Here is a 14,026-nt window from a genome sequence, read left to right as displayed (position 1 = left end):
TTGAAAAGATTGAAAAGCTTTCACTTTCTTATCTTCATCCCTTATAGTGGGGAGAGTAGGATTCGAACCTACGAAGACGTAGTCAGCAGATTTACAGTCTGCCCTCGTTGGCCGCTTGAGTATCTCCCCGAGGCCTTTGATAACAACGTTTGTTGTTGTTGTTAGCGGTGGCAAATATAGGAACACTTTTCGTTTCTACAAACAAAAAAAGCACTTAATTTTTGATTATTTTTTAATGTGTTGGTATTGAATAAAATAAAAACAAAATAAATACTAGTTTTTTTTTATTTACCAATGAAATCAATCAAATCTAACTCAGTTTTTAAATAATTCCTCGTACAATTCTTCTTGTTTTGGCTATTCAAAAGTTGTTTTTTTCTGTGCATTTAATTAAAGTTAATAAAAATAATACCAATACTATTTATAAAACAGTCTAATTGTCCGATGGAGTAGAGTGAAAGACTATTATTCTATCTCGATTTCATTCAATTTGATAAAATTACGTATAACTATATTTTAACGCTTTTGTGGCATAAATTAAGTCAAATAAATTTCAGGACTAGGTGGTGTTTTTTGAATTAATATATAATTTAATTTTAAGCAAAAAAAAATCTCCACGAGGGAGATTTTTTTTTTAGTCTTTTAAAGCTATTATTTTGCTAAAAGCTCTAATACCTTTGCTTTTAATTCTGCTCCTCTTAGATCTCTTGCAACTATCTTTCCTGATGCATCAAGAATGAAAGTTGCTGGTATTGCTTCTACCTTGTATTGTGCAGCGATAGGTTCATCCCAAAATTTAAGATTAGAAACTTGATTCCAAGTTAATTTATCCTTTGCAATAGCTTCTTTCCATTTTGTAGCATCTTTATCTAAAGACACACCTATAATGTTAAGACCTTTGCTATGTAATTCTTTATAAAGAGCAACTACATTTGGGTTTTCTTGTCTACATGGAGCACACCAAGAAGCCCAGAAATCTACTATAGTTACTTTACCTAAGCTTTCTTTAAGCGAAATTACTTTTCCATCCGGATTAGGTGCAGAAAAATCTGCACTTCATTTAGCGTCACCAACAGCAGGTGCAGGAGCTCCAGTTGTAGGCGATTTTGTTTCATCTAATTTCTTTTTAATCGCTTTACCAGGTTTTGTGTTTTTTAAAGACTCATCAAAACTGTTGTAAATAGCTTCTGTTTTTTTAATATCAGCACTTGGGTCACTAGACATACCTTGAATAATTAAGGCACTAATTAATGATTTTGGGTGTGTTTCAGCATAGCTAATGTATTTTGCTTTAGAAGTAACAGAAACCTCTTCTTGTAATTTAGAGAATTCTTGCATTAAGTTATTGATTACTGCAGTATCTTTTGCTTGTTGTGCAGTATTCATAGCTACCATGTTTTTCGTTTGAAAATCCATTAGTTTCTTTTGAACTACTTTGATTTCTTCATTGAATTTAACATATTCGTCATTGTTGTAAGTCCCAGAAACTTTAGATTTTTGGATACTGTCTTTATCAATAACAACTGTAATATCTCCATTTTCAAGGATGAATGGAACTTTACCTTGAATACCTTCTACTTGAAGTGTATGGAAGATAGGCTCTAATGCTTTTCCTTTAATTTCAAATTTTTCGTTTTCAACCTTTACTGTATCCACAGCAATTAATCCCATACCATTTGCGTCTTGAGTTTCAACGATAATAGTTTTACCATTTTCAATTCCTTTAGCAGTTCCTGAAATAGTGTACTTGTCTTTGCTACATGAAGCGAATACAACTGCAGCAGAAAGGAATAAAATTATTTTTTTCATTATAAATTAGTTAATTGAGTTAAGTGTGCAAAAGTATTTAAAATAATCAAAGTTTAAATAATTTTCTGCGCTAAATTTTTGTTATATTTTAATTTTTTTGTCTTATAATTTTAAGATAAAATCACTCATAAAGTGAAAATGTTACGTTTTCGGTTTATAATGAGAACTTTCTATTTAAAAAAAGACTAACGTAATGTAAGTATACTTAAGTACGTTTTATAATAAAAAAGTTAAGAGTAAATTGTTAAAATGGATAGTAAACTAAAGGTGTTTTAAATTATGTATAAAATAATGCAATTCTTAAGTTGCATTAACTTACTATTTTTAAAATAGAGGATTGTGCTAATTCAATATCAGCTTCAGCTTGTTCTATTTCATTAAGAGTAATTTTTATTTCTAACTCAACAGTTTTTAAGTCTTTATTTAAGTTAGGACAAATGGGATTTTTCTTTAATTGCTTGGTAATTAAATTTTTTTGGAACTCTAGTACATGGAGTATTTCCTTCGCCCGTTTGTGTTGGGCTTTGTACAATTGATAATAGTTTTTCACGGTTGGTTAATGTTTTGGTTTTTGTGATCGCTAAAGTATTAAAAATCTGTCAATTGTAAGCTATTAATTTTTTATAAAAAAAAGCCCAATTATATTTAATAATTGGACTTTTTAAATTTTAACGCAGGGTTAAAAAAACAACATCAAATTAATCTTGATTGATTGTTTTTCTCCATGTGAATGCGTTTAAGATATGTCTTTTTGCGAATCTACCTGGTGAATCAGCATTTACCATTTTCACGTAAGTAGCTTTAGGAACACTAATGTATTCATATACACTTCCGTTAGAGAAATTGATAATCAATCTACCTTCAACAAATTTGTAATCTGAAATGGTAGCAGTACTGATTGTTTCAGTATATTCAGGTAAGTTTACTTTGATAGTTTCAGGATTGATACTTACTAAAAAGTGGTAAGCTTCAATAATTTTTTTACTATTTTCTTCTGCAGCTTTCAAACCAGCTTCATCACCTTGAAATTTATCAGGATGTGATTCTTTCATCGCATTACGATAAATGGTTTTTAAATCTTTTAATTCTGCAGTTTTGTCTACATTAAGTAACTTGCGGTATTCAACTATTTTTTTCATAAATAAGGTAACTACTTGTCTTCTAATTAGAAATTAATTCAATTTAATTTTAAAAAACAACAATTTTTTGCAAAGGTACACTTTTTTTTATGTTTTTAGTTTATCAGAAAAAAAAAATAAAGTATTCTGTTCTAGCGTATAAAAATAGAACAGAATAATTTGTTGTTATTGCTGTGGTTTGTGATTTGCTTTGTCAAAGTTTTTTGATTTTTTTGGATACTTGTTATGACTAATATCGCTAGGGTTTTCAATGATTGATTTTATTGTAATCAAGTCACCTAAAGCATGTTTAGCTTGCACCATTTTATAATCTAACAAGTACATTCCGCAAAAGAAATTATTGTTTTCATCTTTTTCAATTACTCCTGTGTAAACCCCTTTCTGCAACATTTTTTCGTCTGAAGTCTTTGTCATGATATTTATTTTTAGATTTTAAAGTGGCAAAGTTAATCATTTATTCGTTGTTTTCTATTCTGTACTTTCTGATTATATTTGCACATGGAAAAAAATTTTAAACCGGGTCCCAAAGCGTTCAAAAATACTTTTTGTGTATTTCAAGAAGTTCCGCTATCAAAAGTAGAAAACTTGAAATTGCAATATGAAAGCAAAGCAGGAAGCAGTTATTATTATACCACGCTAGGAATGTATCGATTATCTAATCATTGGGGGCGGCTAGCAAATAGTAAATGGCGACTAATAGCTCTTGATGAACCTAGTCCCTCTAAGTTTAAGGTAGGATTTGCTTCATGGGATAACTTTTACCCTGATAATGCTATCGAAAAATTGTATTATTTAGAAGTTGATTACACAAATAATACAGTCAATTATCAACATAAAAATAATCCTCTTTATGATAATAAAGCGATTTTGAGAACTAGCTTTGATACCACTAAAAAAATCAAACAAATTAGAAACTTATTTGAATTGACTTCTTGGGCTAAATATTATGACTATGAAGACTTAGCTGTTTTAAGAAAAATAATTATTGATCAATTAGTATTTACAGAACTAACTTTAGAAGCAATAAAAGCGGCAATCTAAGGTGTTTTTAATCAAATGAAGCGATTAATTTAAGGTCATCAAGGCTAATAGGTTTAGACATATACCCTAAAATATCTAGATTGTTTTTAGCTCTTAATTTGTCTTCAACAGCTATTGATGAACTTGATATGTAAATATTTATAGCATTAGCTAGTGTTGGCTTTATTGCAACCAATTCTTCCATAAACGCCCAACCGTCCATTATAGGCATTTCAATATCTAATAGAATGATGTCCGGTAAATCATTGTTATTATTAATGGTTTCTTTTAAACAATTAATTGCATCTAGACCGTTACAAAAAGTAACAGTTGATGCGAAAATTTCAGATTTATTAATAATTTTTTTCATGATGGTTTTGTAAATAATATCATCATCAACTACCCAAATTATTCTTTCTTTCATTATAGGTATATTTTAAATTTTGTTCCTAAATCAGGCTTACTTTCAATAGTTATTGTTCCGCCCATTGCTTCAATTTGATTTTTAGTTATGAATAAACCTATTCCTTTAGAGTCAGTGTTGTTACTAAAGGTTTTATACATTCCAAAAATTTTATTTCCATTTCGATCTAAATCAATTCCAATTCCATTATCTGTTATTTCAATAAGGTGTTTGTTATTTTCGAGCTTATAATTTATAGTCACAGTAGCACTTTTATTAGTGTCGCTATAACGAATGGCGTTAGATATTACATTATGCAAGATACTTTCTAAATATGCAGGATTATATATTAGTTCAATATCGTTAGTAATATTGGTATTTACAAGGACTTTTTTTAATTTAATTTGATCTGCTAATAATACTAAAGTGGTGTCTAAATAGTTTTTTAAATTTAATTTTTCAGTAACAATGCCTATGTTAGTTTGAATATTAACTACTTCATTTAGATTGTATAAAGTATCGTTTAAGTTATTAGAAACAGATTTTAATAACTGCACCATTTCTTTCTTTTCATCTTCATCATCAGAAGTTTCAATAAGACTAGTTAAGGAGCTTATGTTACTTGTATGTGACCTTAAATTATGAGATACAATATACGAAAAATTCAATAAACGTTTATTTTGTTCATTTACTAAATCAAAAGATTTTTTTAGATCTTTTTCTACTTCTTTAGTTTTACTAATATCGATCATGATTCCTCTTAAACTGACTACCTTGCCGTTTTCGATAATAATACTGATAATGTCTCTAAGCCAAACAATGCGACCATCTTTAGCTATCATGCGGTATTCAAAATCGTGGTCTTCTTTATTTGCCGTTTTTTCTACACAAAACGCAACAGTACTGCTTTTGTCATCAATGTAAATATGCTCCTTCCAGAAATTAGGATTCGATAACCATTCTTCAGCTGTATAACCTAGTATTTCTTCTACTTTTTTACTAATAAAAGTAAAATTAAAGTCGTTAGGAGTACACTCCCATACAATCCCATCTATTGTATTAATTAAGGATTCAATTTTTAGTTGTGATGTTGAGATTATTTTTTCAGCTCTTTTACGTTCCGTTATATCTTCACTTGAAATTATAATGCGACCTAAAGTTTTTTCATATCCTCTTAAAACATTCCACTTTAAATTAATAAAACGAGATTGTTCTTCAGAGTTTTTGATGATTGTATCTAAAACGATTTCTTCTTGGTTTTTAGTTATCGCTATGACTTGCTGTGTAAAATCAAAATATGACGCAGGACTTAATAAAGAGTTTTGGGTATTTAATAATTCTTCCTTAGTGCTTACTTTATAAAGGTTTAAATAAGCTTTATTTACGTTTACAACTTCTACTAAGGAGTGTAGTTTGTAAGTTACTTTTGGATTGTTCAGCAAGTAATCTTCAACATAATCACTGTTTTTATTCATTAAATTGAGTTTACTAAGATACAATTTAACGTTAGAGAAATCTTCTTCTCTTAATGGTAAAGGCGAGTCTTCAAAAAGACTCTTAAAATGATTTTCGCTTTTTTTGATTAATGCTTCAGTTTCTTTTCTTAAAGTAATGTCTTCAACAATGGCAATGGAGCTAATTTGTTCGTTGTGGTGGTTTAATAGTGGAGTTACATTTAGATTTACCCAAATTATTTTTCCCTGTTTTGTAAAATATCTTTTTTCCATAGAGTATTCATTGATTACTCCATTTTTCATTTTTTTTACATTTTGTAAATCTTCTTTTAAATCATCAGGATGAGTGATGGATTGAAAGTTTTTTAATTTCAATTCAATCGCACTATAACCAAGCATCTTACAAAAATAATTATTGATTTCAATAAACCCACCAGTTTTACCATTTACATTAGCGATACCAACTGCAGCTTGATCAAAAATTGTTTTGAATTTTATCTCACCTTCAATTAAGCTTGCTGCTTGTTCTTTTACTATTTCATGTAATTGTGCGGGTTTTTTTAAAAGGATAAAGGTTAAAATAGCAAATGTTAATGCAAGCAAAACACCTAAAATAATATTGACTATATAACTGATTAGTAAATGACTTTCTTTAGCATCTATAATATAAATTTCCCAATTACCATCAGGAATAGTACTTTTGAGAAAATTACTGTCTGTTAATTTGATTTTTTGTGGCAAAAAATACTCTTCTTTACCGGTATTTACATTTTTCTTCGATAGCTGAAATTGATATTTGGAATGGTCTATTTGATTGATACCGGAGGAAGCAATAAATTTATCCAACTTAACAATAACTGCAGAAAATCCCCAGAATTTCTTTTTAATATAAATGGGCAACCGGCCTACGATTGCTTGACCTCCTTGTTTTAATTCGAGTGGACCAGCAAAATACATTTTCTGAGCATGTATGGATTTTAAAGCTTCTTTTTTTGTGTGCTCAGCTTTAAAAATATTCAAATTCATTGCCTCTTCATTTCCTTTTGAAGGGTAGGTAAACTTTATAATACCATTAGGGACTAATTGAACTGCGCTTATTTCAGAATTAGACTGAAGTAGTTTTTGTCCAATTTCTTCAAAATGTTCAGGATCACCATTGTCATTTATAGTTAGTGCTAAGGTCAATGCTGATATGTAACAGTTTTTTAAAGATTGCTCAATGCTTTCTTGAACTTCTTCAAGGGTTTTAATTCGTTCTGTTTTTTTAATCGCTATATCTGCGTAATATTGCTTTGTTGATACATAAGAAAAAATAGCGGCTAGTAATATAAAAACAATAAGACCAGAAGTCTTAGGATGAGTTAAATACCAATTTATAAACCTTGGCCAATTTGTTTTTATTTTTGTCATATTGTATATAAAGCTGTTGCAGTAATTTGATTAACTAAAAATAGAAAATATATTTTGCATTATGATAGGTATAAAATTATAATTTATGTTAAATCCTGATTTAATTGACAAAGCTATGAAATATTGAGTGTTTCCTATATTTTTTGATATCTTATAAGAACACTTTTGCTAAATAAATTAATTTGTCTATTGAAATTTCAATTTGTTACAATGCTAAATTAAAAATACCGAACTTTGCACACTAAATTTTATCTAAAAAAAGATAAATGACATTAATAAACAACGCTGTTAAACAATAAATAAGCTATTATGGGTAGAAATAATGATAGAAATATTAAGAAACACAATGATAAACTTCACAAATCTCAGGATAAAGCCAAGGCAGCCAAAATCCTTAGAGCAGAGAAATTAAAACAAATAACTAAAAAGTTTAACGAAACTAAAACAACTGAAGGAAATTAATTTATCAATTATGGAAGAAAGTAAATATGCTCTTTTGAAACAGAATGTTCAAGTAATTATTGACCTAATTACAGCAAAAAATGCTAAAGAAGCAACTAATAAATTAGTTGACGTAAGTGAACAATTAGATGATTTGTTAGATTTTTCTGAAGATGATGACGATTTAATTGAGATTAGTAAATACCAAGTACTATTGAATCAATTGCAGCAAAAAATTGTTGCTTTAAACGGCCAATCATAATTTAATACTATGATAAATTGTTATTGTGGCTCTGGTATAGCTTTTGAAAAATGTTGCTTACCTTATATTAAAGGGGATTTAAAACCACCAACAGCCGAAACTTTAATGCGTTCTCGTTACTCCGCTTTTGCAACTCATCATGCTGATTATTTAATGGCAACCACGCATTTCTCTACTAGAAAACACCACAATAAAGAAGATATTCTAGATTGGGCCATAAGCAATCAATGGATTAAATTATTGATTTTGAGTGCTACAATAAATACCGTGAGTTTTAAGGCTTTTTATCTTGATAGCGAAGGAAACTCACAAATACATCATGAACATTCTATCTTTAAACTCGAAGAGGGGAGTTGGTTTTATGTTGATGGTGATTTTCATTAAAAATACAATATTAATTTTACCACTAAATCGCGTGAGTGATTGCAGCGGAAATCCTCCCGTTTTTTAGGGAGATTGGGAGCATAAAGCACGACCCTTGTGGTCACGCCAAAAATAGTTTTTTAAATTTTTATCTTGGCCGTTGAACCTGTTTTATTGGGTGTTAATTCAAGAATAAGATTTGGGTTTATATTAGCTTCAATTCTATGAGAAACATAGATTATTGCCATAGTTTTTTGTTGCGATAAAAGGGTGATTAATGCTGCAACAATAGCCACATTTTCATCGTCTAAACCTTCTACAGCTTCGTCTAGAATAAGCAAAGGAGGGTGTTTAAGAACAGCGCGCACAATAAGCGCAAGCCTTTGCTGACCTATTGAAAGGTTTTTAAAAGGAGTGTTTTTTAGTTCACTTAAACCAATTAAATCAAGCCATTCTAAAACTATTTTTACTTGTAAATTAGTGGGTTGCACATACAGACCTATAGAGTCAAAGAAACCCGATAAAACCATGTGTTCTAGACTGTCATTTTTTTGAAACAAATCGGTCATGGCTGTTGAGAAATACCCAATATTTTTTTTAATATCCCAAATGTTCTCGCCACTGCCTTTTTTTATTCCAAAAAGAGTTAAATCTTGTCCGTAACCTTTAGTATTTTCTCCAGTAATTAATGATAATAAAGTACTTTTTCCAGAACCATTAGGTCCTAATAAATGCCAGAAATCCCCTTTTTTAATTGTCCAATTTATAGTGTCTAGGATAGGTTTTTCGTGATAACTTACGCAAAGATTCCGCATTTTTACGAGCACTTCTTCAGTATAAATTCTTGCTTCAATAGGAGCAGGAATATTATTTGATTTGAAGAAAGTGGTCTCTTTATTTTCAGTGTTTATTGGGTGTAAGTAAAATGAGTTGTCTTTAATATGAGCTTTATTTGTAATAAAAGAAAGCATGTCAGTTTGCCTGTTTACCAATAAAATTAATGGTGTTGTCTGAGCTAATTGTGTTAATGTAACTGTTATTTCCTTTCTGGAGTTTTGATCCAAATGGTCTAACGGATTATCGATTATAATATAATCAGGTTTTTGATTGATACAGTAGTTTAAAAATACTTTTTTTCTTTCTCCAGATGAAAAAGTGCGCAGTTTTCTAGTATCGTTAATACCAGTCGCTACGGTATCGTATTGGTACTCTTTCTTGATGAAATTAGCAATCGCAATATCTGAAAAAAGGATTCCTTTTTTACCATTAAAAATACTCAGTTCATTACTGTTTTCTCCCGAAAGAATGGTTGCTACAAAACCATTTTTATCAACTTGATTTGACAAGAATATTCCCCAATGTGCTCGTATGTCCATACTTTTTATTTTAAAAATGCTAAAATTAAACTTATTTATTTTAAGATAAAGTGATTAGTAGAGAATGTCACAATAAAGTTATTTTTAACTAAAAATTAATATCCGTTTGTCCTAAGACTGATTCAAAAGATGTAATTTTAATGTCTATGGAAAATGTAAATAAAAAAGGATTTTATTTCAAGCAATACACAGCGGCAAGTCAATCTCCGTTTGATAAACTCTTTGGAATCTTCAAAGAATTAATCACCCATACTGCAGGGGATTTTGACGAAGCAATTGACTGGTTGCGAGAATTAGATAAGGAATATAAACTCACTGATGAACACTATACTATTGATGATTTTATAGAAGATTTAAAGAAAAAAGGTTACATAAGAGACGAGATTAAAGAAGATGGAAGCGGTGGTATAGGTATTACTGCAAAAACTGAGCGCGCAATTAGGCAGCAAGCTTTGGACCAAATTTTTGGTAATTTAAAACGCTCTACTGGTGGGAATCATAAAACCAAACATTCTGGAAATGGTGATGAGCATACGGGAGAATTTAGAGAATTTCATTTTGGAGATGGTCTAGAACGTATTTCTCTGACCGAAAGTTTAAGAAATGCTCAAATCAATAATGGAGTTGCCGATTTTATGTTAACCGAGAATGATCTAGTTGTTGAAGACACTCAGCATAAATCCCAAATGAGTACTGTATTGATGATTGATATTAGTCACAGTATGATTCTTTATGGTGAGGATAGAATTACTCCGGCCAAGAAAGTCGCGATGGCTCTAGCCGAATTAATCACCACAAGATATCCTAAAGATACCTTGGAAATTCTAGTTTTTGGGAATGATGCCTGGCCTATTGCAATCAAAGATTTGCCGTATTTAAAAGTGGGGCCTTTTCATACAAATACGGTTGCAGGATTGCAACTTGCGATGGATATGTTGCGTAGAAAGCGCAACACTAACAAGCAAATTTTTATGATTACTGACGGTAAACCAAGCTGCGTTCGAGAGAAAGACGGTAGTTATTATATGAACAGTAACGGTCTTGATGAATACATTGTAGACAAGTGTTATAGTCAAGCGCAGCAAGCAAGAAAACTCCACATTCCTATAACTACCTTTATGATTGCTAATGACCCTTACTTGCAAAAATTTGTAAATAAATTTACCGAAGCAAATCAAGGTAAAGCCTTTTATACGGGACTAAAAGGACTCGGGGAAATGATCTTTGAAGATTATGAAACTAATCGTAAAAAAAGAATTAAGTAGGTTGTGATTTACTATTTAGAATAAAGAGTCAAGAATAGTATTTAGAAAAAAGAGAGAAATAATTTAATGTTCTTTTAATTTAAAATGTTGAATAATAAACTTAACACGCAGAGCTGTTAATTAAATAAAAATATGAAAATAGAAAATATAAAAAATCTTGGAGAATTAAAAGCTGCAGGATACGAGAGTAAAAGTATAAAAGAAGAATTAAGAGCTAATTTAGTACTAAAAATTAAGTCTGGGCAAGCTGCTTTTGAAGGTGTACATGGTTTTGAAAACACTGTTATTCCAGAGTTAGAGCGTGCTATTTTATCCCGTCATAATATCAATTTATTAGGTCTTCGTGGTCAAGCCAAAACTAGATTAGCACGTAAAATGACCGAATTGTTAGACGAGTACATTCCGTTTGTGACTGGGTCAGAAATTAACGATGATCCGTTTCATCCTATTTCACGTTTTGCAAAAGACACCTTAGCTGAAAAAGGGGATGAAACTCCTATTACTTGGTTGCATAGAAGTGATCGTTTTTATGAAAAATTAGCAACTCCTGATGTAACTGTAGCTGATTTAATTGGTGATATTGACCCTATAAAAGCGGCTAATTTAAAATTGTCATACGCAGATGATCGTGTGATTCATTTTGGAATGATTCCGAGAGCAAATCGTTGTATTTTTGTAATCAATGAACTCCCTGATTTACAAGCTAGAATTCAAGTAGCTTTATTTAATATTTTACAAGAAGGAGACATTCAAATTCGTGGGTTTAAACTAAGGATGCCCTTGGACATGCAATTTGTGTTTACTGCAAACCCAGAGGATTACACCAACCGTGGAAGTATTGTAACCCCATTAAAAGACAGAATAGGTTCTCAAATTTTAACACATTATCCTGAGACAGTAAAAATTGCAAGAACAATTACGGAGCAAGAAGCAAAACTAAATAAAGCGCAAAGTGATATGGTCTATGTACCTTCATTAGCCAAAGATTTATTAGAACAAATAAGTTTTGAAGCTCGTGAAAGCGAATATATAGACAATAAAAGTGGAGTTAGTGCTCGTATGAGTATTACTGCTTATGAAAACTTACTAAGTACAGCTGAACGCCGCGCTTTACTATCTGGAGCTGATAAAACAACGGTACGTTTATCTGATTTTATGGGAATAATTCCTGCAATCACGGGTAAAGTAGAGTTGGTTTATGAAGGAGAGCAGGAGGGAGCCGCTGCAGTTGCACAAAATTTATTAGGAGCTGCAATTCATACTTTTTTACCAGGCTATTTCCCGAAGATTGAAAAATTAGAAAAACCGGATGAGAAAACGGCTTACACTGATCTTATCGAATGGTTTTTTGCTGAAAGTGGATTTGAATTATTAGACGATGCTACAGATGAAGAATACCAAAGAATTCTTGGTGCGATTGTACCTCTTGAAATTTTAGTTAAAAAATACCAACCTGAATTAGCTAATGAAGACAAGTTCTTTATGAAAGAATTTATTCTTTGGGCGATGGTTGAATACAATAAATTAAGTAAAGACCGTATTGCTACAGGATATCAATTTAAAGACATTTACGGAAGCTATATTAGTAAATTGTAATTACGATAACTAGATATCATAAACTATTATTATAGAAATAGCGCTTAATTTATTTAAGCGCTATTTTTTTTATAGATGTACAATGTGAGGTAATATATACTACCTTACAACGTTGGCCGTACTTGCGATCAATGAAAACCAAATGGAAAATAGCTTTGAAGCTTTGATTACCACCTATATTGAAAATAAAGTAGGTATCTCTGAAAATTTTTTGAATACCGATTTATCAAATAATTTAAGACAAAATTTATTTAATCTACAGCAAAAAAGTTTGCTTACTGCTGCAGGAATAGGGAATTCTAATTTAATATCTTACGATGCTGAGATTAGGAGTGATTCTATTTACTGGCTAGATAAAAAACACAATGATCCTTTTGAAAATGAGTTTTTTGCTCAAATGGAAGCATTTATACTTTATTTGAATGAAAGCTGTTACGCTGGAATCACAGGGTATGAGTTTCATTATGCATTATATGAAAAGGGTGATTTTTATTTACAACACTTAGATCAATTTAAAAGCAACCCAAGCCGAAAATATTCGATAATTAGCTATTTAAACCCAGATTGGCAAGAAAGTGATGGAGGGGAATTATTGATTCATCAATTAGATAAGAATCAAAAAATAGCACCTACAGCAGGTAAAACAGTTTTCTTTAAAAGTGACGAATTGTTACATGAAGTATTGCTTACAAATGCTACGCGCATGAGTATTACGGGCTGGTTAAAAAGCGACTAATTCTACTTTTATATTAGTATTAATGAATAGTTTCTAGTAGCAAAAAGAGTCTGTTTAACTCATTGTCTAGTTTATCAATTGTTTTATTACTGTTGTTTATTTTTTCTTGTAGGATATTAATTTGCTCTTCCTTACTGTCTTCACTACGGAGTATTTTATATTCTTTAGCGTTTTCTAGATCCTTATTTATTGTTGCTAAAGTTGCCTTGTTTTGAGTTATCAAAGTTTTGACTTCTTCTATTCTTAAGGTAATCGAGTCTCTTTTTCTTTTAGCATCATTTTGAGATTGAATTCTTTTTTGAATTTCTCTTTGAATTTTGTCTTCATTAGATTCTTTTTGTTGAATCTCTATTTTTACGTTACTGAATTGGGTTTCTTTATTTAGAAGTTCTAATTCTTTTTGTTTATTTGTTTGAATAGTATTCAAAATTAAAACAGCTCCAAAAATCGCTAAAAATAATAAACCAAGATAGTAATAGCTTTTCTTAATTCTGAATCTTTTTTTTGAAGCTTCTTCTTGAGTTGTTATTTTAGGAGTAGTTTCGGTTTTTATAGTGGGTGAAATTGGGATAATTAATGGTTGTAATTCAGGTATTTCTGTAGCATATTTCCATTCATCCATTCCTTCAAACCAGATCAATGTGGATTTATCTATGAGTTGATTTTTTAATTCGGATAGGGTAAAGGGGCCTCCATTTTCTTTTCCGTTATTGATATAGTAAGTTCTCATTGTATGCTAATGTTTTAAGTGC

The 14,026-nt window shown here is 30.4% G+C and carries 15 protein-coding genes, 1 tRNA gene and 1 pseudogene; 7 read left to right on the top strand and 10 right to left on the bottom strand.

Features of this window, described 5'->3' with window-relative positions; all coding sequences use genetic code 11:
- Window positions 1-47 precede the first annotated feature (47 nt).
- The 6 genes and pseudogenes from HNP99_RS06340 to HNP99_RS06315 form a co-directional block, all read right to left on the bottom strand.
- A tRNA-Tyr gene (locus tag HNP99_RS06340) sits at window positions 48-129 on the bottom strand.
- 522 nt (window positions 130-651) lie between these two features.
- Window positions 652-1,038 (bottom strand): annotated as a pseudogene (locus tag HNP99_RS06335) (TlpA family protein disulfide reductase); the annotation flags it as partial.
- A gap of 18 nt (window positions 1,039-1,056) precedes the next feature.
- Window positions 1,057-1,809, bottom strand: coding sequence for a DUF4369 domain-containing protein (locus tag HNP99_RS06330; protein ID WP_173852437.1), 753 nt, complete (start codon window positions 1,807-1,809; stop codon window positions 1,057-1,059).
- Between the two features lie 310 nt (window positions 1,810-2,119).
- Window positions 2,120-2,359: a hypothetical protein gene (locus tag HNP99_RS06325; RefSeq protein WP_173852436.1), complete on the bottom strand. Its 240-nt coding sequence runs from the start codon at window positions 2,357-2,359 to the stop codon at window positions 2,120-2,122.
- 148 nt (window positions 2,360-2,507) lie between these two features.
- Complete coding sequence (locus HNP99_RS06320) at window positions 2,508-2,948, bottom strand: KTSC domain-containing protein (protein WP_173852434.1); 441 nt, start codon at window positions 2,946-2,948, stop codon at window positions 2,508-2,510.
- 165 nt (window positions 2,949-3,113) lie between these two features.
- Window positions 3,114-3,362, bottom strand: a complete 249-nt coding sequence (locus HNP99_RS06315) for a hypothetical protein (RefSeq protein ID WP_173852432.1) — start codon at window positions 3,360-3,362, stop codon at window positions 3,114-3,116.
- 84 nt (window positions 3,363-3,446) lie between these two features.
- Here HNP99_RS06315 and HNP99_RS06310 point away from each other — a divergent pair, with 84 nt between their 5' ends.
- Window positions 3,447-3,989, top strand: a complete 543-nt coding sequence (locus tag HNP99_RS06310; RefSeq protein WP_173852430.1) for a hypothetical protein — start codon at window positions 3,447-3,449, stop codon at window positions 3,987-3,989.
- Window positions 3,990-3,996: 7 nt separating this feature from the next.
- Here HNP99_RS06310 and HNP99_RS06305 read toward each other — a convergent pair whose 3' ends face one another.
- Window positions 3,997-4,392 (bottom strand): response regulator, encoded by a 396-nt coding sequence (locus HNP99_RS06305; RefSeq protein WP_173852428.1) that lies wholly within the window; start codon window positions 4,390-4,392, stop codon window positions 3,997-3,999.
- Window positions 4,392-7,235 carry a PAS domain S-box protein gene (locus HNP99_RS06300; protein ID WP_173852426.1) on the bottom strand — a complete coding sequence of 948 codons (2,844 nt, stop codon included), beginning with the start codon at window positions 7,233-7,235 and terminating at the stop codon, window positions 4,392-4,394. The genes HNP99_RS06305 and HNP99_RS06300 overlap by 1 nt, the downstream gene beginning before the upstream one ends.
- Window positions 7,236-7,544: 309 nt before the next feature.
- Here HNP99_RS06300 and HNP99_RS06295 point away from each other — a divergent pair, with 309 nt between their 5' ends.
- Genes HNP99_RS06295 through HNP99_RS06285 form a run of 3 tightly spaced genes read left to right on the top strand, consistent with a single transcriptional unit; the run spans window position 7,545 to window position 8,322 of the window.
- Window positions 7,545-7,697 carry a hypothetical protein gene (locus HNP99_RS06295; protein ID WP_173852424.1) on the top strand — a complete coding sequence of 51 codons (153 nt, stop codon included), beginning with the start codon at window positions 7,545-7,547 and terminating at the stop codon, window positions 7,695-7,697.
- Between the two features lie 10 nt (window positions 7,698-7,707).
- Entirely contained in the window at window positions 7,708-7,938 is a 231-nt protein-coding gene (locus HNP99_RS06290) for a hypothetical protein (protein WP_173852422.1), read from the top strand.
- Window positions 7,939-7,947: 9 nt separating this feature from the next.
- A complete protein-coding gene (locus HNP99_RS06285) occupies window positions 7,948-8,322 on the top strand; it encodes a YchJ family protein (protein WP_173852420.1) in 375 nt (124 codons plus the stop codon).
- 119 nt (window positions 8,323-8,441) lie between these two features.
- On the opposite strand, the gene HNP99_RS06280 is transcribed toward HNP99_RS06285, so the two are convergent.
- Entirely contained in the window at window positions 8,442-9,677 is a 1,236-nt protein-coding gene (locus HNP99_RS06280; RefSeq protein ID WP_173852417.1) for an ATP-binding cassette domain-containing protein, read from the bottom strand.
- Window positions 9,678-9,823: 146 nt separating this feature from the next.
- Between HNP99_RS06280 and HNP99_RS06275 the strand changes: the two genes are divergently transcribed.
- The 3 genes from HNP99_RS06275 to HNP99_RS06265 all read left to right on the top strand — a co-directional run bounded on the left by HNP99_RS06275 (window position 9,824) and on the right by HNP99_RS06265 (window position 13,274).
- A complete protein-coding gene (locus HNP99_RS06275; protein WP_173852416.1) occupies window positions 9,824-10,942 on the top strand; it encodes a vWA domain-containing protein in 1,119 nt (372 codons plus the stop codon).
- A gap of 132 nt (window positions 10,943-11,074) precedes the next feature.
- Entirely contained in the window at window positions 11,075-12,538 is a 1,464-nt protein-coding gene (locus HNP99_RS06270; protein WP_173852414.1) for a magnesium chelatase, read from the top strand.
- Window positions 12,539-12,680: 142 nt separating this feature from the next.
- On the top strand, window positions 12,681-13,274 hold the full coding sequence (locus tag HNP99_RS06265; protein WP_173852412.1) for a 2OG-Fe(II) oxygenase: 594 nt from the start codon (window positions 12,681-12,683) through the stop codon (window positions 13,272-13,274).
- 19 nt (window positions 13,275-13,293) lie between these two features.
- Here the strand turns inward: HNP99_RS06265 and HNP99_RS06260 are convergent, their stop codons facing one another.
- A complete protein-coding gene (locus HNP99_RS06260; RefSeq protein ID WP_173852410.1) occupies window positions 13,294-14,004 on the bottom strand; it encodes a DUF4339 domain-containing protein in 711 nt (236 codons plus the stop codon).
- Window positions 14,005-14,026 lie beyond the last annotated feature (22 nt).

The sequence above is a fragment of the Flavobacterium gelidicaeli genome (assembly GCF_013294005.1).
Taxonomy (GTDB): Bacteria; Bacteroidota; Bacteroidia; order Flavobacteriales; family Flavobacteriaceae; genus Flavobacterium.
This window is presented reverse-complemented; position numbering and strand designations above follow the sequence as displayed.

Excerpts from the sequence above, each read along its gene's own strand:
- HNP99_RS06260 (WP_173852410.1), bottom strand. The coding sequence starts at position 14,004 with ATGAGAACTTACTATATCAATAACGGAAAAGAAAATGGAGGCCCCTTT.
- HNP99_RS06330 (WP_173852437.1), bottom strand. The coding sequence starts at position 1,809 with ATGAAAAAAATAATTTTATTCCTTTCTGCTGCAGTTGTATTCGCTTCA.
- HNP99_RS06265 (WP_173852412.1), top strand. The coding sequence starts at position 12,681 with ATGGAAAATAGCTTTGAAGCTTTGATTACCACCTATATTGAAAATAAA.
- HNP99_RS06305 (WP_173852428.1), bottom strand. The coding sequence starts at position 4,392 with ATGAAAGAAAGAATAATTTGGGTAGTTGATGATGATATTATTTACAAA.
- HNP99_RS06275 (WP_173852416.1), top strand. The coding sequence starts at position 9,824 with ATGGAAAATGTAAATAAAAAAGGATTTTATTTCAAGCAATACACAGCG.
- HNP99_RS06300 (WP_173852426.1), bottom strand. The coding sequence starts at position 7,235 with ATGACAAAAATAAAAACAAATTGGCCAAGGTTTATAAATTGGTATTTA.
- HNP99_RS06315 (WP_173852432.1), bottom strand. The coding sequence starts at position 3,362 with ATGACAAAGACTTCAGACGAAAAAATGTTGCAGAAAGGGGTTTACACA.
- HNP99_RS06310 (WP_173852430.1), top strand. The coding sequence starts at position 3,447 with ATGGAAAAAAATTTTAAACCGGGTCCCAAAGCGTTCAAAAATACTTTT.
- HNP99_RS06280 (WP_173852417.1), bottom strand. The coding sequence starts at position 9,677 with ATGGACATACGAGCACATTGGGGAATATTCTTGTCAAATCAAGTTGAT.
- HNP99_RS06270 (WP_173852414.1), top strand. The coding sequence starts at position 11,075 with ATGAAAATAGAAAATATAAAAAATCTTGGAGAATTAAAAGCTGCAGGA.
- HNP99_RS06290 (WP_173852422.1), top strand. The coding sequence starts at position 7,708 with ATGGAAGAAAGTAAATATGCTCTTTTGAAACAGAATGTTCAAGTAATT.
- HNP99_RS06320 (WP_173852434.1), bottom strand. The coding sequence starts at position 2,948 with ATGAAAAAAATAGTTGAATACCGCAAGTTACTTAATGTAGACAAAACT.
- HNP99_RS06295 (WP_173852424.1), top strand. The coding sequence starts at position 7,545 with ATGGGTAGAAATAATGATAGAAATATTAAGAAACACAATGATAAACTT.
- HNP99_RS06285 (WP_173852420.1), top strand. The coding sequence starts at position 7,948 with ATGATAAATTGTTATTGTGGCTCTGGTATAGCTTTTGAAAAATGTTGC.